Here is an 18,453-nt window from a genome sequence, read left to right on the forward strand (position 1 = left end):
TGGGCTTCCTCAGCTTCACAGGAACCATGGTTTATCCACGTAATTTTTCGGCTTGTAAAGATAGCCGTCTATCTCAAATGCATTCTCCAAGTCTTCGTTATCCATTGCACGTAGGGTCTGCGCCACGAGCAAAGCGTAGTGCACGGGCACGGGTAGCCTCAGAGAGCCCCAGAAGCTTCTCCAGTTCATTGCCGTTAGAGCGTGAGCCGCCACCAGCGCTCGCTTTAACGTCATATCCGCTTGATCAGAGTGATAGAGTACCTCTACCTTCACAGGTCTCGGGACGCCTATACCGGTGTACTTCGCCTTTTCCCGCTTTCCCGTCGTGATGAGGTAAGCAACTCGGTCAGACTCCATAAAGTACAGCCCACTTGGGGCGAGAAGCACTTTATCTCTCGGGTCGTACATCCTTATTGGTGTGTGGGCGAAGACGCCAACCACGTCGAGGTCGTACCCGTGTTGTGTTTTAAGGTGCTCTGATAGTCTCTTAAGGAACTTCTTCTTCAAACGCTCCCTGGTCATGATCAGTACCTTTCCCCCGCTATTCGGTCTATCCTCGCTTATTTTGTCTAGGCTCTTCTGGATAGCCTCGGTCAGGGCCTCCTCTTTAGGTCTGCATGCAAACGCCCTAAAGGTCTCGAAAACACCCGCATTGCTGAACGTGTGGACTACTCCGTAGATTCTGGTGGTGGGACCGGTGGAAGAAATCCTCTCTCTTCGAATGCTCCAGCTCATGCCCACTACGATATCGTACTCTAGCTTGTTGTACAGCGCCCAAGGAATGCCCCCGGCCTTAGCCAGAATGTTCAAGGACAGATTCCTCACCTTCGCTTTCACACTCCACGTATCCTCGTTCCTAGAAAAGCTACGAAGCATACCAGCGAGCCTCTCCGAGTAAAACTGAGATATGAAGCCTTTCTGCAGACCTAGAGCTTTCACCCTCGCGTAGACTCTACTTCTAACTTCTTCTCGGAGCGCGTAGCGTGGCAGGTACGTTAGCACGATATATTCTTTATATTTCTTAGTAATGTCCTCTATCTTCTTCATAAATTCTCTCCTATTGTTTGCGCTCTCCGAGGCGATACTCAGGAAATCACTGAACTTTTCTCGCTCTATTTTAACTTTAGCTTTATCCTTCTCCAAGAGTTCTTCCAGAAAACTCCGAATCTGCTCCTCGAGATTTTCAAGTACAACGGAAAGGCGGTGAGGCTCTGCCACTTCCGTCATTAAATGCAGGATTTTCACGTCAGCTGCTCTATATGGTCCGTAATATCTTAGCCCCTCGTAGGGGTCATATGTTGCCTGCTCCAGAGCTAGGGGCGCTTTCCTGAATGACAACAGTACCTCCGGTAATTCACCACCCTTAAGGTATGGTCTATTACCTCCCGTAGGCATGCTACTCACCACTTTGTGTAATTCAGTTTAAACCTATTTCTATTGTAAAAGGTTCATCGGATAGCGTAACTTCGAGTTTTCCGAGGAAGCGATGCCGAGAGACCGCCTGCGCTAAAGCTTCCCGGATTCTCTCAGTGAACTCTAGCCTAAGGCGCGGTGCATTCTCATTCCTGTGACCCTCGGAAGTGACTAAGAAGCTCTCCCTTTTCACTATGCTGGTTAGGCTCTCGCGTAGCTCGTGCCTGCTCCTTATCATCCTGTCTATGACCTCAGGTCGGCGGAGCGGGTACGCGTTTTTCAGCTCCACCTCGTCCTGTTGTGGCTGCCACGCTCCTCCTTCAACCTTCCTCAGCCGGTAAACCTTCGCTGTGCGCGGCCCGAGCTCATCAATATCCCATGTCTCGTACCTCACAGTAGTGTAGCCGAACTGCTCGTCCCTCTCCTCTCCTTTGATCATGAGACTTCCCTCGCTGTACTTTAGCCCCTCGTCGATCAGCTCTTGGAGGGTCTTCAGGGGCTCTAGGATAACGGCGTAATCGATACACAGGCCCAAGCTTTGGAAGCGCTTACCAAACGCATATACTTCTAATGGTAGCGTTGCGATTTCAGTGCCACGATACAGGCTGACATACTCTCCTACCGGGCTCGGAAGATCCACGACGAAGTCGCTGTAATTCCTCGTAGTATAAGCTCTGGCTCGACCTAGCAACGTCCAACCCTCACTGCTAAGAGAGAGCAGTGTGTGGTGGAGTAAAGCTCTCGCAAGAGCTGCGTACACAACTGGTTTGAAGGGCTGTTGAATTGTAGTGAAGGAGTGGAACTCCAAACCCAGAGCTTTGAGAGAAGAAGTTTTCCTGAGCGCCAAGGAAGGTCTCGGAAGAGCTGGGGGGTTGGCCACCGACCTGAATTCCCATCCCCGAGATATATCACCTTTCCGGTACTCTGCAAGGATTTGGACTAGGTCGCTTTTAGCCTCGCTCGAAGGCGTAAGCACCACTAAATAATTGTCTCTTATGTAGGCGAAGACTTTGCCCAGCCATCTCTGCTTGATTATGCTTCTCAGATTAACGAGCGCTTTCGAGAGGGATACTTTCAGGTAGTCGCTTCTAGTCACTAAGACATATAGGTCGTCTAATTCATCGACCAAGTACTCGTAAATATTGCTAGTGAAGGCCGGCAACACATACGTTTTCCTTGCGCTCATAACCCTTTATTTTACATGTACCGAAGTGCTAAAATTAAAAGTTTTCGTCTAATGCGCAAACTACATAATTATTTTTCAATAAAGAATTTATCAGTAACTTTTTAAAAAAAAGAGTATAATTGAACAAATTCATGCTAGCAGAACAAGCTATGTTCAGTGATCCAAACTTTGAGGAATCTTAAAAACGAAAACTTGGTAAGCGCGGTAGATTAATTTAAAAATACGAAGAGATTGTTTTCCCAGTGGATCTTCTTGTTGCCTAGTAGCTACTAAACCTTCCTGTATGTGAGCAACTTGTTTAAGCCCTTTAGGTCAGCCGGAGGCTTCTGGAGTGTAATAAGGGGACTGGCTAGCCCTTCAAATTGATTGTGGGCGGAGTATGGAGGAGCTCAGTAAGGGCTGTCGGCGTGAGGTTGCAGGTCGCGTTCCTGGATCCATTGTCAATGCCTGTAGAGGTAGATTATTGAGTGGAGCTCGCCGGATGTGGGAAGAGCGGCGTGAAGATCATGCTTGCCTAGAAAATCTCGAAGGGCGGTGATGGAGTAGTGCAGGGCAGTGAGGAGGGCAGGCTCGCAAGGTAGCCGGGCAACCGTGGCTGTGATAACGTCGAGCTATAAAAAAGGTATAATGGTGCCGTTCGACTTGAGGTTTCGTTGAGAACTGAAAAGCTTCCCCCACCTAGTATTTGATCAAAATCATTAAGAATTGAGGGTAAGGGTATCTATATTGGATAGGTTTCCTTAAATGCTCAGCGGTACATTCTGGGCATGTAGAAGCTAAGGGAGTTCACTGGAGATTTCTGCTGAGAGTTAAGGGGTGTGTAGGCTTAGGGGCTTCTCGGGTAGAGGGGGTGCTGGCGGTGGCTTCGCTACCCCAAGCCTGACCCTGGCTTCAGCTATGGCTGTGCCCAGCTCGGTGAGCTTCACCGTCCTGTTCCGCCCCTCCCGGATCCTCTTCAGCAGCCCCTTCTCCTCCATCGACGCCACGATCCTGCTGTACGTCGCCTTGACGACGGGGTTCCTGGGATCCTCGCCCATCCACTCTATCAGCTGGGCGATGCTGCCGGCGGAGCCGTTCTTGGTGTACAGCGTCACGAGGATATCGACCTCCCTCTCGTCCTCGATCAGCTCCAGCGGCCTTGAGGGGACTTCGACCTCGAAGAGAGCGCCGAGCTGGAGGTTGTCCTTCCTCGCGATGAAGTCCGCGAACTCCGGGGTGTCGGGGTCGGGTATGAACTCGCCGTGCTGCTGGGGCTGGACCGCGTAAACCCGGGCGTTGCCGAACATCATGGCGACGACGGTCACCGCTGAGGCCATGTAGGGGGGCATGTCGGTTATGTCTATGAGGACCTGCTTGCCCTTCTCGACGCTGAGTATGGCGTAGAAGACGCTGGCGACGCTCGAGTAGCTGAGCGGGTTCACCTTCACGGTCACGGGCTTGAAGAACGAGAGCGCCTCCTGAAGGCGCTTGAGGTTGTAGCGGGAGACGGCGCCGTAGCGGTCGGGCTTCGCGTCGTAGACTAGGTAGACCTTCTCGATGGGGTAGCGTAGCCTGATCTGCTCGAACCCCTGGAACACGAGGTTCGGGTGGAAGCCGACGTAGTGCACTGTGACGACCATCGCGCCCACTGTAACTGCTCTCTGCTACGGTAACACTAGCGCGCTACCAGTATATATACCTGTTGCAACTGTTGCAGAGAAGATTAACAGTAACATTTTCATGCAACCATCCTCCCTAACGCAAGCCGGGTCAAGGTAACAGAAAATAGTTACCGTTGTACAGCTTAAATACCGTTGCAACCCCCGTTTTTTGTAATATAACGGGGTTACCTTCGAAACCTATTATAAAAAGTAAAAAGCTAGTATGTGTGAGGCAATATGGCTCTGCTGCAAAGGTCAGGCTACCTGGACCCCGACGTGAAGATCCTCGTGGAGAAGCTCTCCGAAATGTACAGGCGCGGAGCCGGGGGCGTGCAGCTAACCCTCGAGGGCACCCCGGCCAAGCCATACCCCGTCGCGAAAATACACGGCGCTAGGATCAGGGGCCCGCCGATCTCCGAGAGCCGGTTCAGGGTCGTAGACGAGCTGCCCCACGACTTCCACGTGGTCTCGGTCGACGCGGCGGCTAGAATACTCTTCGACGCCGGGTCATACAAGATCCTCTCCGCGAAGGTCGTCGCGGGCGTCTGGAGGGGCGTAGAGAGGGTGAAGCTGGTGGGGCCCTACAAAAGGATACAGCTCTTCGAGAACCTCGAGGAGGCCGGGAGCTGGCTGGCGGAGGTGGAGCTCGAGGCCGCGCTCAGGCTCGTCCGCGAGTACCCCTCCGCCTTCATCCTCTTCGACAGGCCCCTAGTCTTCACCCCCGAGTCGAGGTCCTCTAGGGCCTACTCGATGCTCCTCAAGCGCACCTGGAGGGTGATCGGGGTCCCGAAGTCCACGTCGCTCCGCGTGTCGACGGGGGAGAGCCTCCTCGGCTACCTGTTCCGCCTGGCTGAGAAGTACTTCAAGGGCCTCCCCTGGGTCTACTACCCCGTCCTCGAGAACCCGCGCGTCCAGCCCGGGGGGCTGGCTGTGTCGGTTGCGAGGCTCTCGCCGGGCGCGCCGCCGTTCAGGGTCGACGCGCCGTACGCTCTGGCCGAGAGGCTGGACGCCGAGGAGGTGGCGGGCATGCTGGCGTACCTGCAGGACTTCTCCTCCCCCGGCTACCCCCTGCCCCTGAAGATAGTGCACGAGCTGTCGCGCATATCGCAGGACGAGCTCGACCTGGACAGGTCCCTGCTCCTCGAGGACCTCTCGCTGAGCGGTGTCTCGACGCGCATGCTCGAGGACGCGGCTGGCTCCGAGTTCAAGAGCCGCTTCATATGGGGTGTAGGAGACTAGGGTGGTTGAGTTGAAGCTGGGTGTGGTCACGTGGGTAGAGGGCACGACTGTGAGGTTCAGGATCGCCGAGGGAGCGAGGGTCGAGAGGGGGATGCTGGTCAAGATCGAGGACGCCGGCAGGACGTTCATCGTGAAGGTGGTTGACTTCAAGCCTGAGAGCCTGCTCAGCGCCGCCGAGGTGGCTGTGATCACGAGCAAGGCCGACAAGGGGGAACGAGTCCAGCTGAGGGACAGGGACCTCAGGCTCTACGACACCGCTATAGGCACTATAGTGGCCCAGATCGACCCGGACGGGGAGGCTCACGGCCCCACGAGCGTGCCCGCGATCTTCTCAACCGTCGAGTCGCTTGACAGAGACGTCCTCGAGAAGCTGGGCCTCCACACGGGGGACCTCCCGATAGGCTACGTGAGGTTCGGGCACGAGCCCGTGGACGTCGTCGTAGCGCTCAGCGGAGCCAGGGTGATCCCGCACCACGTCCTCGTGGTCGGGGGTACCGGCGCCGGGAAGAGCAACTTCGGCAGGGTGCTGGCTGCCTCGGTGCTACACAACAAGGGGAAGTACAGCCTCGTGATTTTCGACTGCGAGAGCGAGTACCTGCTGGGCTCGAAGCCGGGGGAGATGGGGCTCGCCCACCTCCCCTTCTCGGAGGAGTACCTCTTCCTCGTCACCGGGAGGGTGAGCAGGCCTGGGAGGCTGAGGCTCGAGCTGCCCGAGCTCGGGGAGGAGAGGAGCATCCCAGCGTACCCCCTGAAGATGGACATCAGCAGGCTGAAGCCCCACGACTTCACGCTCACCGGTGAGTTCTCGGGCCCCCAGGAGGAGCTACTCTGGCTTGCGTACAAGCAGTTCGGTGAAGACTGGGTGTACTCGCTCCTCACCGCGGACAGCAGGAGCATCTACGCGAGGCTCGGCAGGCTAGCCGGCGTCAACACGATCAACGTGACGAAGAGGAAGCTGAAGTACCTCGTCGGCGACGGCGACATATTCTGCCGCGAGTGCGACTACGATCTAGCCTCAGCCGTGCTCTCCATGGTAGCTAAGGGGAGAGTCGTCCTCGTGGAGACGCCGTTCGCGACGGAGGGCGAGGAGAAGCTCCTCGCGACGATCATCGCGGAGAGGATCTTCAGGAGCTACGAGGAGATGAGGAAGAAGGTCCCGGATAGGTGGAGCCAGCTCCCCCCGGTCCTCATCATGGTCGAGGAGGCCCACAGGTACCTGTCAGCCCAGGCCCTCGGCGGGAGGGGGGAGGTGAGGGAGAACATCTTCTCCGTTATCGCGAAGCGCGGCAGGAAGTACAAGGTCGGGGGGCTCTACATAACGCAGATGCCCAGCGAGCTCATGGAGGCGGTCGTCAGGCAGGCGCTCACCAAGGTGATACTCTCCCTCCCCACCAGGCCCGACTACCTCATGGTCATAAACCACAGCCCCTACCTCGACGAGGCGGAGAGCGAGATCAAGACGCTCGACAGGGGGGAGGCCGTCGTCGTGAGCCAGCCGAGCGGCTTCCGCTTCGCGGTCTCGGTCAAGGTCTTCAGCTACGAGGAGTACTGCACGAGGCTAATAGAGGAAGAGAAAGCGGAGCAAGTGCTGCAAGCACCTAATCGATAGCTCGCTGAACCGCGTAGTTGCACTCTTACTTCACGCTATGATAACGAAAATTAATGTGAGCTAGATTCTCAAACCGTCACTATTTTCCCTCTACCACCTAATTTATGATATGTTTTCCAGAAAATAGCTGTATATTTAATACAGGGATGCCCACGTTCGCTTCTCCAATGTTCCTTGATTACATCAGCTATGTCACGATATTCTTTAATGTATAGCTGATAAGCACTAAAAGTCATAACTAACCTGGGCTCAATATGATCTTTACAATATAATTCTCCGCAATATCTGCACTTCATCAATGGTTTCTCTGCAACATCACCATTTTTAGAGCATATAGGACACACCCCCCATTCAGTTGCTTGCAATTCGTTGGACAAAGATTTTTCCACCTCACTAGAGATCAATAGTGTTGGGCTCTCCTTCGTAAGCTGATGAATATGACAACCCTGCATGGCGTAAAAGATCTCGTCCACTATAGCATACACCTGAGGTGAAAGGCTTTTATGAGAAGCAATAATCCTAAGAATACTGTTGGTGAATTCCTCTGTTCTAATCTTGTCAAATGCCAGGTCGTCTCTTAACCTTTCAATGCTTAGCCATATTTCGACGTCAGCTACATGGGAATATTTGTGCGGATTTTTTAGTACCTGCAATCCATACTTCTTAGAAATAAACTGACGAAATTTAAGTAAGATAGGATTTATGATTCTGGTAGCAACATAAAAACCATCTTTGTCTTCTACCATAACACTAGTTTTCTACTCAAAATGACTTAAAAACATAGCTTCTTCTAAGTGATAAAGGAGACAAAATATAGAAATCCTTAATATAAGGATTGGTAGAAAATCATTCGGTGAGGTACTTATCGTGAAGTGCGATTATTGTGGAGAAGAAATTGACGGTATTCCATGGAAGTGTAAGTATTGTGGCGGAACTTTCTGCGTTAAACACCACTTACCAGAGAACCATAATTGCCCAAGTTTAGCTCTTCTGAAAGCAACCAAAGCTAGTGATGGAAAATGGTTTTATCTTCCTTATCCTTCACGAGGAAGAACTGTGGAGGACATAAAGGAAAAGCCGATTGAGGTGCCTGTCAAGTCTTCTTCTCATCGAAGGTCTCAAGCCAAATATTCGTCACCAGAGATCTCGATGGGAAAAGCCGGGAAAGTTGTCTTGTCCTTAATTCTGGTTTTTGTTCTTGTAGCAATCTATGTTGTATACAACTGGATTGCTATTCCACCTGTGAGAATTACAGTTACAGAACCATCAACAGTAACCCCTGCAACTTCACAGGGAAACACTGCACAACAAACATCTACACAACCAACAATTGTTGCATCGTACGATAGTATAGAAGATATTGCAAAAAACCCAGAAAAATACGTTGGAAAAGTAGTGCGGATAAGAGGTCTCCTCGGTTTAGCGTTTGTATCTGTTTCGTCGTGCACTTCCCCCGAAGGTTTAACATTAAGCAACTTGAGTCTGGAAGACTCCCAAGGATATTATGTCCTCATAGTTCCTCCTAGTGAGCAACGAAACCTGTATCGTGGAGAGCTATATGAAGCCGTTGGGAAGGTAGAAAAGTTTCATTGTGAATATCGTAGCGATGTATACGCTGTAGTTGTATATGAGATTAGAAAGCTCTAATCAAATGTCAAAATTGTGAAAAGTCTGTGTATGTGTGATTATACGAGCTTCTCCTCTATCTTGAACACTGAGATCATTTCCGCGGCGATGTAGAAGGGCAGGCCGGCGACGATGAAGAGAATGCCCGCTGGTGGCGCGCTGATGAGCGTGAACGCCCCAGCCAGGAGGTCGAGCAGCCCGAGCGGCTTGAACTTAGAGGCGGGGTACCACTTGTCCATGGCGATTGACGTCAACCCGGCCCACAGGAGGTTGAGGGAGATGAAGAGCAGGTTCTCGAGGACCTCGCGGGTAGTCAAGGCCCCCCTGAGCGCGATGGGTGCAAGGTGCACTGCGAGGAAGATCGCAACAACTATGGAAACGAGGACGGCTATCCTCGTGACAACTTCCCCGGCCTTCAGGAAGTATCGGGCTGTCTGGACGACCGAGGGAGGTATCCTCTGCGAGGACTCCATGCGAACCACCGGTACTAACTCAAGTAACAAAGGAAGGCTTATATTTTTTACTTTGTTTAACTGACTGAATGTGATGTCTGCAAGGAGCGGGTACTTTTCGAGCTTCGCCGCCATCCTAGTGATAGCGCTGGTTGCAGCCCTCCTATCCTACCTAGCCGGCTTCCCAGAAATGGCCGTGCTGGCGATCAGCGTGTTCTTCGCCGAGATCGCAGCGACCCTGCTCCTCTGGGACAGGAGAGTGCCCGTGGCTTTCCTCGGAGTGGCCCTCCTCCTAGCTCTCGGAGCCCTGAACATTGAATCGTTCCTGAGATTTGCGAACCTGGACGTGATATTCTTCCTAATCGGCATGATGGCCTTCGTGGGGACGCTAGAAGAGAGGCATTTCTTCGACCGCTTGGTGTCTATAACGCTGAACGCCTCGAAGGGCAACGGTGTCGTCCTTATTCTAGCGGTTCTCGCGCTTTCGGCGCTCCTGGCCGCCCTCGTCGACGAGGTTACTTCTATAGTAGTGATGACTTCCTTCATACTCCCGCTCTCTAGGTTCGCCGGTGTGAGCCCCGTCCCGTTGCTCCTTCTAAGCATCTTCGCGACAAACATTGGGAGCAGTGCGACTGTTATCGGCAACCCCGTTGGAGTGCTGGTCGCTTTCCGAGGGGGGCTGACTTTCGGCGACTTCCTGCGCTGGGCCACGCCTATCTCCGTTCTCGCACTGGCGGTGCTCACTGTCCTGGCGTTCCGCTTCCAGAGGAGCTACATCGTCAGCTTCACCATGGGCCTAGCGTCTCAGCAACGGGTTGTTCCACAAGATGAGTCTACGGGCTCGAAGAGCTTCAAGCGGGACGCGATCCTGTTTCTGTCGACTATAACGGGTTTAGCGCTGCATCACCAGCTCGAGGAGCTCCTGCACCTCGAGAAAAACACGCTTCTGCTAGGCATCCCGCTCATGGCTGCAGCTGTGAGCATCATGATCGACCTCGACAGGGGTATGAAGGCCTTCCGTGAGAGAGTAGACTGGCCGACACTCATCTTTTTCGCTATGCTCTTTGCCTCTGTTGGAGCACTAGAGTCGTCCGGATTTATCGAGTACTTCAGCCAAGGATTCTCATCAGTGACTGGAGGCACATTCGAGCTCACGCTCCTCCTGTACTCCACAACGGCTACTTTAATGTCGGCTTTCATGGATAACGTCCTCGCCGTCGCGGTGCTCCTTCCCGTGGTTGAGGCGCTGGCTGTTGCCGGCATCAGCTCTTTCCCGCTGTACTGGGTCAGCCTCTTCTGCGGAACCATCGGCGGGAACCTAACCCCCATCGGGAGCACGGCCAACATCGTGGCCCTAGGCCTGCTCGAGAAAGCTGGCTACCAGAGGCCCAGCCTCAGGGAGTGGCTCAGACACGGGTGGTGGGCAACAGTCGTGCCGCTAGCCCTCGCGGTAAGCCTCATCTACGTTCAGACCCCGCTAATGCCGTAGCTACTACGTTATGCTTAAATTTCCCCGGGGGCTCCCCTCCCTGTGCTCGTCGCCGTCGGCTCGCTGAACCCCTCGAAGCTTGGAGGGGTGAGGAGAGCATTCCGTGAGGTTTTCGGGCAGGCGGAGGTAGTGGGGGTCAGGGTCGAGGGCCTCAAGCCACAGCCTATCGGGCTCGGCGAAATCCTGGACGGCGCTAGGAAGAGGGCCTTGGTTGCGCTTGGGCAGGTGCAGGGGAGCAACTTCGGCGTCGGGATCGAGGCGGGCATCTTAACTCTCCCTGGGGTTGCTGTGGACGTGCAGGTTGCCTTCGTGGCGTCGAGGGACGGGAGGGAGTCTGTTGGGCTGAGCCCTGCTTTCCCGCTGCCTAGGAGGTTCGTGGAGCCTCTTCTCGCGGGCGCGTACGGGGAGCTCGAGGAAGTCGCGGACAGGCACTTCGGCACAAGGGGGGTGGGCGAGAGGGGCGGGGTCGTCAAGCTCCTCACCAGGGGTAGGGTGACGCGGGAGGATCTGACGTACCTGGCGACGCTGATGGCGCTCGTCGCCTTCGAGAACAGCGACCTCTACTTCTAGCCGCTGTTTTGTCGCTGCAAAACTGCGAGGCCAACCCTTGGGGGCTCGCGACTATGCTAGCTCTACGAGAAGGTTTCGCCCGCACTAGACCCTATTATGGCGGAGCTCGACGCCATTGTGCGGCGCACAAAGCACTCCAAGCCAGAGGCACAGGACCTGGAGTAAGGCTACCGTAGCTTCTCAGCCTTTCAACAGTTGCCTCACTGCACAGGCGAGAATTAGAGCCAGGAGGTGTTGATAACGTTTACGACTCCAGCAGAGGTCACAGTACAAGACAGGTCGCACAGAGCCTAAACATTTGCATGCGGGATCAAAACCATAACAACGTGGGACTCCAGCAACGCTCACTCGCTATTCAGGAAGACATCATCGAGGCCCACCTTTCTCACGAAGCTTCTCAGATCCCTGTCCAAGCTGGCAAACCTCATGCCATAGTGCAGAGCTACTGAGTAGAGCATGCAGTCGATAAGATCCCTGTGGCCTGACTCGTAGAGCTCTAGGGCTCTCATGGTGATTTCTGGGTTAAGCTCAGCTCGCTTGTAATTCCAGTAAATGCTTTGCAAACCCGACTCGAAGATATCTCGGCTGAACGCCTCCCGCTTAGCAACAGAAATCGCAACCCAAGTCGCCTCAAGGATACTCAACTCGGTGTAATAGAGCTCGTGGCCGCGCAACCTCTCAAGTATGCTTGCAACACCTCTAACCTCAATCCCAAGCGTGGGAAGCAGGAAGGAAGTATCAAGGAGAATCTTCATACTTTTTCTGCCACTCCAAGCTTATCCTCTCAACATCCTCAGGTGTTATGCTGGCGAACTTCTCCCCATGCAACGCGAGTTCTATGGGATCTTTCACGACCCTAACTACGATGCTATTCCCTTCAACGGCTATCAGCACTTTATCCCCCTCCCTTATTCCGAGCGCCTTAACCACACTTTTAGGCAGGTAAAGGGCAAACTTTCTCCCTACCTTGCCTACGGCAGTCAGGCCTATCATTATTAACCAGACTATGTTTTAATAACCCGGTATAAATTTATTACCTGGTTTTCTCGTTGGAAATCAGAGCTATTCCACGTAGCTCGGGTCACCGCTGTATCTCCCGAGCACGGGAAAAGTTCTCCTGTGATCAAGGTTTGAGTTCTCCCTTTAACTCGCGGCGGTCCAGGACGCCACGGTTACACAACCCACGCTACCCAGCCGGCCGCAGCATCCGGGCTATCTCCTTGTCGTGGAGACGGACAAGGACCTCTAATCCGTGGGCGTGACCGTGACGATTAACGTCTACGCAACGCCTGAGGTGGAGAACCTCTCCCTAGAGCGCAGGGAGGTCGGCGTATTCAGCGGGGACAGGCAGTTCATCTGAAGCGAGAGGTAGTTCACCCAGAGGAATTAGCCGGGCTCCGGGGATAAGTTGCAAGAGCGGTTTTGAACTCATTCACTCCATCGAAAACGCTCCGCACGGAAAGCCTTTAAAGGTGGACACGAATTCCCCACAAGTAGGGTCCGCCTTGGGTAGATATATTACCGTCTCCACTAAGGTCAGAAGGGAGCTTCTAGAGGAGGCCAGGCGGCTGGGCATCAACGTCTCCGAGCTCCTGAGGAGGGCCCTAGAGGAGGTGCGCAGGCGCAGGCTGATGAGCCTAGAGAAGAGCCTGAGGGAGATGCGTAGAGTGCTGGACAAGATAGATGTGGGCGAAGTCGTAGATCTGATTCGCGAGGACAGGGAGACGAGGTGAGGCCGCGCCTAGCTCATCTGCCCCCTTCACCTTTCTGAGTGGCCCCTTGCGGATGGTCATGGGTCGTCCCTCTCGGGGCGGGGCGCACCGCACGATCCGTTGCGGGAGCTGGGAGGAAGTAAAAGGATGCCCCGCTGAGGCTGCTCCGCAGGCGCAGTTTTGGCAAAAATGCCCAACCATATCTCCGAAACTCGCGACGATACTGCATCGGGCTTTGAGTCTAGGCTTCGTCGTTTTTGAGCGGCTGGAGTGGTGTTCACGGCTACGGGGGAAGTCTTAATGCAGCTAGCCTTCTCAGGCGTCTAGGTATATTCTCGCCCTGTAGACACCGTCCGTCACTGTAACGTGCTTTTTACCCCTGTAGACCCTCAGCCCCCTCTTCACGGCCTCTTCGACAACCCTGCCCACGTCCCTGCACGCGAGCTGCAGGTAGGGTGGGTGGAAGTCTACCTTCAGGAGGTGCGCGGCTTCAACAGCCTTTCTTGTGTGCCTGATGGGCTCGCACATCTCCAAGAGGAAACCCATGTACTCTGGCACGCTTATGCCCGGGACAAGGCGAACCATCTTCTCCGCTCTCGCGCCCCGCCTCATACCAGCCCTAGCCTCCTCAAAATCTTCTCGAGCTCTCTCGAGGCCCGCCTGCTGGGCTCTCCTGTAAAGGTACTCCTTGTCAAGCGCGTTCCATGACTGTCGGAGCACTCTCTTGATGTCTTCGATATCCTTCCTCTCCCCCGACATTAGCTTCAGCACTATTAAATCCTCTACACACGGCAGCAGAACACCCTCGGCAACAGCTCTGCTCCTCCTCACAAACTCCTCGTCAAGCGTTAGCGGAGCGTAGTTTATGTCTATATGCACATCGTCTTCGACTAAAAAGCCCCACTTTCTCCACTGCACTTTAAACCCCTCTGAGCGCAGTGCCTCCGTGAGGAGATCCCGCAACTCCGGTGTGAAGATCCTGTCCACAACAGTGTCCCAGTCCCGGGTCTCCCTCCCCAGGTCAATGCCGTGAAAGATAAGGCTTCGAGCACCAACCAAAAATACCCTTAAACCAAGCGAAGCGAGGATCCTGGAGACGCGCGGAAGAGTTGGATGGAGGTTGCAGGCACTCCTACCCACCTCGCGGGAATCATGGACAGGCACTCCACCACCTTACCAGTTTTGTCTGCAGTCAGACAATACTCGGCGTCTCTATTTTAACTTTAAGCATACAGGCATAGATTTGCCAAATCCATTACTACTCCACTAAACGTTTCCTCGAACATACATAAACGCCCGGCGTGCGCCTCAGAACCTTGTTAAAGGCCGATAGTCAGCTTACCGATCTCGATCTCCTTTTTTGCTCTAAGAGCCTTTTATACAGGTCGAGGCGGCGTTCACCGAAAAGACCATACTTACGTTAGGACGGTTCCCTCCTGCAGTAACTCGGGGAGAAAAAGTGACTTTTTCCAGTACACGGGTTTGCCTGCTAGTCGATGTAGCGCTGGCAGTTGTAGCAGTACCACCGCTTGTACTGCTCAATCCAGGTGGCGGGCTTCCCGCAGTAGGGGCAGATCTTCCGCTCCTTCGGGCCGCCGAAAATGGAGGTGACCTTTGAGGTCAATCCGCCGCCTGCGGGTTGCTGGGCGGGCGGCGCTGCCGTGAGCGCCGGTGTAACGGGGACCTCTGGGAGTTCTACGGGCTCCTTGACGAGGACTATGTCTCGGATCGCGCTTATCTTGTCCCAGGGGACCTCTAGCGTGGCCCCTCCGGGGGTTCTGACGAAGACGGTGATGGACGTTTCTCCGAGCTTGAATCCGATGTCGTATACGTCCCCGAGGTACTTCGCCTCGATGTCGTAGACCTTCTTGCCTATTACCTCGGACCTTGCTACGCTCAAAGCTTTCCTCCTCTTACACTATTCTTGCCAGGCAATGCCTTATATGCTTAGCGATACATAAAGAACCTTACACCCATTTTCCGGGGAACCTCTAAAAGATATGAATAAAGGGCCTGGGCCCTTGTAAGAGTGAATGCCTCAACCCCTCTTAGCCCAGCACTACGGCAACGCGCAGGTCGTCCGGGAGATCGTGGAGTTCCTCAGGGGGAGGTGGGTTGCGGTTCACTGCGAGAGGAGGATGCGCGACGGCCGGCCGCTCCTCGTGAGGTACCTGGCTGAAAAACCCCTAGCCGTGAACTCCGAGGCGGGCTTCGCGTCGCTATTGAAGAGGCTGAGGCACCTGGGGCCGAGGGCGTTCTACGGTACCGCCAGCCTGTACAAGAGGCTTGAAACGCGGGAGGACGCGTTGAACTACTCGGGGAACGTGGTCCTGAGGACGCTGACCTGGGACATCGACTCCACTCCCGAGCACTGGCGCGCCACGCTGGAGGTGGCGAGGCTCATAGTGGGCGAGCTCGAGCGGGAGGGCGTTTCGAGGAGCGTTTGGCTGAAGTGGAGCGGGCGGGGGATGCACGTGCACGTGCATGAGAAAGCCCTGCCTGAAGACCTCCTGGCGAAGAGGGGTGCGCTGGACGTGACATGGTCCGCTGTGCAGATGATAGTAGAGAGGGTTAAGGGCAGGGTGCAGGAGGTAAACCTCAAGTACGGATCGAGGATAAAAGTCGAGAACCTGATGGACCCCCAGAGGGTATTCACCGCGCCCCTGAGCCTGCACAGGGAGCTCGACGCGGTGTGCGTCGCGCTCAAGCCCGACGATCTCGACGAGTTCGACCCCTCGTGGGCGAAACTAGGCAGCTTCAGGCACAACCCGGACTGGAGGGTCTACGAGGAGGGCGAGGCTATAGAGCTTGCGGAGAAAGCCCTGCGGGAGATCGGTGGCTACCTCAGAAAAGGCGAGGCCAGCAGGGTGAGCGTCGCCCCCGCCCCCCGCGCTGCGGCCCCGGTTGCGCGACTTGAGGGGGAAGTCAGCCTGAGCAGCCTGAGGATCAGGGAGAACCCCGGGCCGCTTTACAGGCGGAAGCTCCTCTACGACCCTAGGCGAGCGGTGGAGTACCTGGAGGACATCCTCAGCCACTACATCCTAGGCAACATAGAAAAGAGGGAGGCTGAGTCCCTCATCAGCAGCACGATGAACGTTACTCTCTTGACGCAGGGCTACACGGCCGAGGACACGGAGAGGCTAAGGAGGCTTTACGCGGCGGCACTGGAAGCTCTAAGGTCGGCGAGCGAGCCTGATGACTTGAGAAGACTCCTCGAGCGTCTAAAATAGCTTTAAAAAGTTAAGACCCGGCACTCTACGGGCAAGTGTGGGCGAGGGCACAGGTAACTTTCACAGCATCTATTTTGAGACAACAGGAATCCGCTAAAGATTTCACACAGGAGTAGGATTAACCATTTTGCTTATACTAGTGTTCGTGCTCCTCGACAGGAGCTTGAAGCTCTTCCAGCTCGTTTCTCACCAGCTTGAGAACGGCCTCGTCGGCGAGCCTGTCGGTCGACCTGTAAATCCTTGCACCAAGAGACTTAAGCCTGTAGAACGCCCCCTCTCCGATAGATCTCACGATGACAGCTTCAGGCTTAAAGCTAGAGACAAGGTTTAGGATCATGCGACCGTGTCCAGAGTGCTCCTCTGGGTTCCTGTAGGGGTTGTCTACGTATTGCACATTGGCTATCTCACTGCCCTGAACCTCGTAAACCGCGAAGCCGGGGGCTCTGCCGAAGTGCGGTGAGAGGAACAGCTTGTCGTTCACCTTCACAACGGGTACTAGCACTCGCACACCGCTAGTCTTCAGGAGTTTCTTAAAAGCATTGCGTGCCCAACTGAAGCTACTACCGCGGCTTGCGGTGATTGCTCTGCGCGCAAAGCGTTTTAGGCTTTTCAGCTTTATGTAATTATGCCTAAGTTCCCGAGCGGATTCAGGTTCGGGTTCTCGACGGTGGGGGTTCAGCACGAGCTGGGGGTTCCAGGCTCGGAGTTTGAGTCCGACTGGGTGCTCTGGCTCCGAGACCCTGAGAACATAGCCGCTGGTGTAGTCAGCGGTGACGACCCTTACAGTGGGCCCGGCTACTGGGGGCTCTACAAGACAGACCACGAGATAGCCTCGTGGCTTGGCATGGACGCGGTGTGGATCACGGTGGAGTGGGCTAGAATCTTCCCTAAGTCCACGCGGGAGGTGATGGTTAAGGCGACCATAGAGGGTGGCAGGGTTGAGTCGGTCGAGGTCGACGAGAAAGCCCTAAGGGAGCTGGACTCCCTAGCGAACAAGTCAGCGCTGCAGCGATACCGAGAAATTATAGAGGATTGGAAGAGCCGTGGGGGTTACGTTATCCTTAATCTATTCCACTGGAGTCTCCCTCTCTGGCTCCACGACCCGATCCTTGTAAGGCGTCTCGGTCCTGACAGGGCGCCCTCGGGGTGGCTTGACACAGGCACTGTCGTCGAGTTCGCCAAGTTCGCAGCTTACATAGGTGAGAAGCTCGGAGACCTGGCTGACGAGTGGTACACGATGAACGAGCCCACAGTGGTGGCTAGGAGCGGCTACCTCTTCGTGAACAGTGGCTTCCCGCCCAGCTACCTCAGCCTCGAGGCATACGGGAAGGTGAAGACCAGGCTCGCGGAGGCGCACGCCCGGGCCTACGAGGCGCTTAAGCAGGCGACGGGTAAGAGGGTAGGTATCGTTGAGTCCGTGTCCCCGGTGTACGTACAGGCGGGCGACGCCCGGCTAGCTGACCAAGTTCTGGGCGAGCAGCTCTACGTGGTAGACGCTGTCACGAGAGGGGTGCTCGGCGGTGAGCGGCGCGAAGACCTCTCTGGGAGGTGTGACTGGATTGGGCTGAACTACTACACGAGGGTTGTCGTCACATCCGGTGAGGGCGGCAGGCTCAGGTTCTTGGAGGGCTACGGGTACTCGTGCGAGCCCCGGGGAGTTTCTAAGGAAGGGCGGCCATGCAGCGATGTTGGCTGGGAGGTTTACCCCGAGGGGCTAGTGGACGCCGGGCTACAGGTGTGGGAGCGCTACCGTCTCCCGATTTACATCACCGAGAACGGCGTGGCAGACTCGGAGGACAGGCTCAGGCCAGCGTTTGTCCTGCGGCACCTGCAAGCAGTGCACGAGCTGATAAGGAGGGGTGTGGACGTGCGCGGCTACTTCCACTGGAACCTCACCGACAACCTTGAGTGGAGCAAGGGGTTTAAGCCCCGGTTTGGGCTGGTGGAGGTGGACTACGCTTCGAAGAAGAGGAGGCTGAGGCCCAGCGCCCTGGTGTTCAGGGAGGTCGCTGTCCCAAAGGAGCTTCCAGATCTGGCGGCTTGAAGGGAGGGGTTGAACTAAAGCATTTTTATAGGTCCATTGAAGGCTTAAACATGGGTGGCTGATTTTGATTCAACAATCGATGACGGGGGCTCTAATCGTTTTGACTGTCCTCACGCTCAGGCTCTACCGTGGCAGGCCTTCAACCACCGATGAGTGGGTCGAGCTACTGTACCTCGTTCTCGTGGGGTTCATCGACGGTTTTATGGTCGCCCAGCTTGCGCCCTTCTTCACCACCTTCGCGAC

18 protein-coding genes are annotated in these 18,453 nt (G+C 55.1%); 8 read left to right on the plus strand and 10 right to left on the minus strand.

What is annotated here, in order from left to right; translation table 11 throughout:
* Positions 1 to 15: 15 nt before the first annotated feature.
* The 3 genes from MOV14_RS00855 to MOV14_RS00865 form a co-directional block, all read right to left on the minus strand.
* Positions 16 to 1,395, minus strand: coding sequence for a Piwi domain-containing protein (locus MOV14_RS00855; RefSeq protein WP_318537340.1), 1,380 nt, complete (start codon positions 1,393 to 1,395; stop codon positions 16 to 18).
* A gap of 22 nt (positions 1,396 to 1,417) precedes the next feature.
* A complete protein-coding gene (locus MOV14_RS00860; protein ID WP_318537341.1) occupies positions 1,418 to 2,599 on the minus strand; it encodes a hypothetical protein in 1,182 nt (393 codons plus the stop codon).
* An 809-nt stretch (positions 2,600 to 3,408) separates the two neighbouring features.
* Positions 3,409 to 4,218, minus strand: coding sequence for an HFX_2341 family transcriptional regulator domain-containing protein (locus MOV14_RS00865; protein ID WP_318537342.1), 810 nt, complete (start codon positions 4,216 to 4,218; stop codon positions 3,409 to 3,411).
* A 258-nt stretch (positions 4,219 to 4,476) separates the two neighbouring features.
* Here MOV14_RS00865 and MOV14_RS00870 point away from each other — a divergent pair, with 258 nt between their 5' ends.
* Positions 4,477 to 5,478: a DNA double-strand break repair nuclease NurA gene (locus MOV14_RS00870; protein WP_318537343.1), complete on the plus strand. Its 1,002-nt coding sequence runs from the start codon at positions 4,477 to 4,479 to the stop codon at positions 5,476 to 5,478.
* Between the two features lies 1 nt (position 5,479).
* The gene (locus tag MOV14_RS00875) at positions 5,480 to 7,087 is read left to right on the plus strand and encodes an ATP-binding protein (RefSeq protein WP_318537344.1); all 1,608 of its coding nucleotides are present in this window, start codon (positions 5,480 to 5,482) and stop codon (positions 7,085 to 7,087) included.
* A 68-nt stretch (positions 7,088 to 7,155) separates the two neighbouring features.
* On the opposite strand, the gene MOV14_RS00880 is transcribed toward MOV14_RS00875, so the two are convergent.
* Positions 7,156 to 7,833 (minus strand): hypothetical protein, encoded by a 678-nt coding sequence (locus tag MOV14_RS00880; RefSeq protein ID WP_318537345.1) that lies wholly within the window; start codon positions 7,831 to 7,833, stop codon positions 7,156 to 7,158.
* A 121-nt stretch (positions 7,834 to 7,954) separates the two neighbouring features.
* Here MOV14_RS00880 and MOV14_RS00885 point away from each other — a divergent pair, with 121 nt between their 5' ends.
* On the plus strand, positions 7,955 to 8,734 hold the full coding sequence (locus MOV14_RS00885; protein ID WP_318537346.1) for an AN1-type zinc finger protein: 780 nt from the start codon (positions 7,955 to 7,957) through the stop codon (positions 8,732 to 8,734).
* Between the two features lie 38 nt (positions 8,735 to 8,772).
* On the opposite strand, the gene MOV14_RS00890 is transcribed toward MOV14_RS00885, so the two are convergent.
* A complete protein-coding gene (locus MOV14_RS00890) occupies positions 8,773 to 9,195 on the minus strand; it encodes a hypothetical protein (protein ID WP_318537347.1) in 423 nt (140 codons plus the stop codon).
* Positions 9,196 to 9,259: 64 nt separating this feature from the next.
* On the opposite strand from MOV14_RS00890, the gene MOV14_RS00895 reads away from it, so the two are divergent.
* Together MOV14_RS00895 and MOV14_RS00900 are read left to right on the plus strand one after the other, a co-directional pair.
* Positions 9,260 to 10,654: an SLC13 family permease gene (locus MOV14_RS00895; protein WP_318537348.1), complete on the plus strand. Its 1,395-nt coding sequence runs from the start codon at positions 9,260 to 9,262 to the stop codon at positions 10,652 to 10,654.
* Between the two features lie 42 nt (positions 10,655 to 10,696).
* Positions 10,697 to 11,224 (plus strand): inosine/xanthosine triphosphatase, encoded by a 528-nt coding sequence (locus MOV14_RS00900; protein ID WP_318537349.1) that lies wholly within the window; start codon positions 10,697 to 10,699, stop codon positions 11,222 to 11,224.
* Positions 11,225 to 11,568: 344 nt separating this feature from the next.
* Here the strand turns inward: MOV14_RS00900 and MOV14_RS00905 are convergent, their stop codons facing one another.
* Both MOV14_RS00905 and MOV14_RS00910 read right to left on the minus strand, forming a co-directional pair.
* Positions 11,569 to 11,979 (minus strand): PIN domain-containing protein, encoded by a 411-nt coding sequence (locus tag MOV14_RS00905; RefSeq protein WP_318537350.1) that lies wholly within the window; start codon positions 11,977 to 11,979, stop codon positions 11,569 to 11,571.
* Complete coding sequence (locus MOV14_RS00910) at positions 11,963 to 12,217, minus strand: AbrB/MazE/SpoVT family DNA-binding domain-containing protein (RefSeq protein ID WP_318537351.1); 255 nt, start codon at positions 12,215 to 12,217, stop codon at positions 11,963 to 11,965. Before MOV14_RS00910 ends, MOV14_RS00905 begins: the two co-directional genes overlap by 17 nt.
* Positions 12,218 to 12,729: 512 nt before the next feature.
* On the opposite strand from MOV14_RS00910, the gene MOV14_RS00915 reads away from it, so the two are divergent.
* The gene (locus MOV14_RS00915) at positions 12,730 to 12,957 is read left to right on the plus strand and encodes a type II toxin-antitoxin system CcdA family antitoxin (protein ID WP_318537352.1); all 228 of its coding nucleotides are present in this window, start codon (positions 12,730 to 12,732) and stop codon (positions 12,955 to 12,957) included.
* 294 nt (positions 12,958 to 13,251) lie between these two features.
* On the opposite strand, the gene MOV14_RS00920 is transcribed toward MOV14_RS00915, so the two are convergent.
* Entirely contained in the window at positions 13,252 to 14,100 is an 849-nt protein-coding gene (locus tag MOV14_RS00920) for a DUF6036 family nucleotidyltransferase (RefSeq protein WP_318537353.1), read from the minus strand.
* Positions 14,101 to 14,425: 325 nt separating this feature from the next.
* Complete coding sequence (locus MOV14_RS00925; RefSeq protein ID WP_318537354.1) at positions 14,426 to 14,836, minus strand: PRC-barrel domain-containing protein; 411 nt, start codon at positions 14,834 to 14,836, stop codon at positions 14,426 to 14,428.
* A 133-nt stretch (positions 14,837 to 14,969) separates the two neighbouring features.
* On the opposite strand from MOV14_RS00925, the gene MOV14_RS00930 reads away from it, so the two are divergent.
* Entirely contained in the window at positions 14,970 to 16,166 is a 1,197-nt protein-coding gene (locus tag MOV14_RS00930) for a hypothetical protein (protein ID WP_318537355.1), read from the plus strand.
* Between the two features lie 136 nt (positions 16,167 to 16,302).
* Here MOV14_RS00930 and MOV14_RS00935 read toward each other — a convergent pair whose 3' ends face one another.
* Positions 16,303 to 16,674: a NifB/NifX family molybdenum-iron cluster-binding protein gene (locus MOV14_RS00935; RefSeq protein WP_318537356.1), complete on the minus strand. Its 372-nt coding sequence runs from the start codon at positions 16,672 to 16,674 to the stop codon at positions 16,303 to 16,305.
* Positions 16,675 to 16,791: 117 nt separating this feature from the next.
* On the opposite strand from MOV14_RS00935, the gene bgaS reads away from it, so the two are divergent.
* Entirely contained in the window at positions 16,792 to 18,210 is a 1,419-nt protein-coding gene (gene bgaS / locus MOV14_RS00940; RefSeq protein WP_318537357.1) for a beta-galactosidase BgaS, read from the plus strand.
* Positions 18,211 to 18,453 lie beyond the last annotated feature (243 nt).

This window comes from Infirmifilum sp. NZ, assembly GCF_022693705.1.
GTDB lineage: Archaea > Thermoproteota > Thermoprotei > Thermofilales > Thermofilaceae > Thermofilum.

Coding starts and splice junctions, on each gene's coding strand:
- MOV14_RS00855 (WP_318537340.1), bottom strand. CDS start 1,395: ATGCCTACGGGAGGTAATAGACCATACCTTAAGGGTGGTGAATTACCG.
- MOV14_RS00860 (WP_318537341.1), bottom strand. CDS start 2,599: ATGAGCGCAAGGAAAACGTATGTGTTGCCGGCCTTCACTAGCAATATT.
- MOV14_RS00865 (WP_318537342.1), bottom strand. CDS start 4,218: ATGGTCGTCACAGTGCACTACGTCGGCTTCCACCCGAACCTCGTGTTC.
- MOV14_RS00870 (WP_318537343.1), top strand. CDS start 4,477: ATGGCTCTGCTGCAAAGGTCAGGCTACCTGGACCCCGACGTGAAGATC.
- MOV14_RS00880 (WP_318537345.1), bottom strand. CDS start 7,833: ATGGTAGAAGACAAAGATGGTTTTTATGTTGCTACCAGAATCATAAAT.
- MOV14_RS00895 (WP_318537348.1), top strand. CDS start 9,260: ATGTCTGCAAGGAGCGGGTACTTTTCGAGCTTCGCCGCCATCCTAGTG.
- MOV14_RS00905 (WP_318537350.1), bottom strand. CDS start 11,979: ATGAAGATTCTCCTTGATACTTCCTTCCTGCTTCCCACGCTTGGGATT.
- MOV14_RS00910 (WP_318537351.1), bottom strand. CDS start 12,217: ATGATAGGCCTGACTGCCGTAGGCAAGGTAGGGAGAAAGTTTGCCCTT.
- MOV14_RS00930 (WP_318537355.1), top strand. CDS start 14,970: ATGCCTCAACCCCTCTTAGCCCAGCACTACGGCAACGCGCAGGTCGTC.
- bgaS (WP_318537357.1), top strand. CDS start 16,792: ATGCCTAAGTTCCCGAGCGGATTCAGGTTCGGGTTCTCGACGGTGGGG.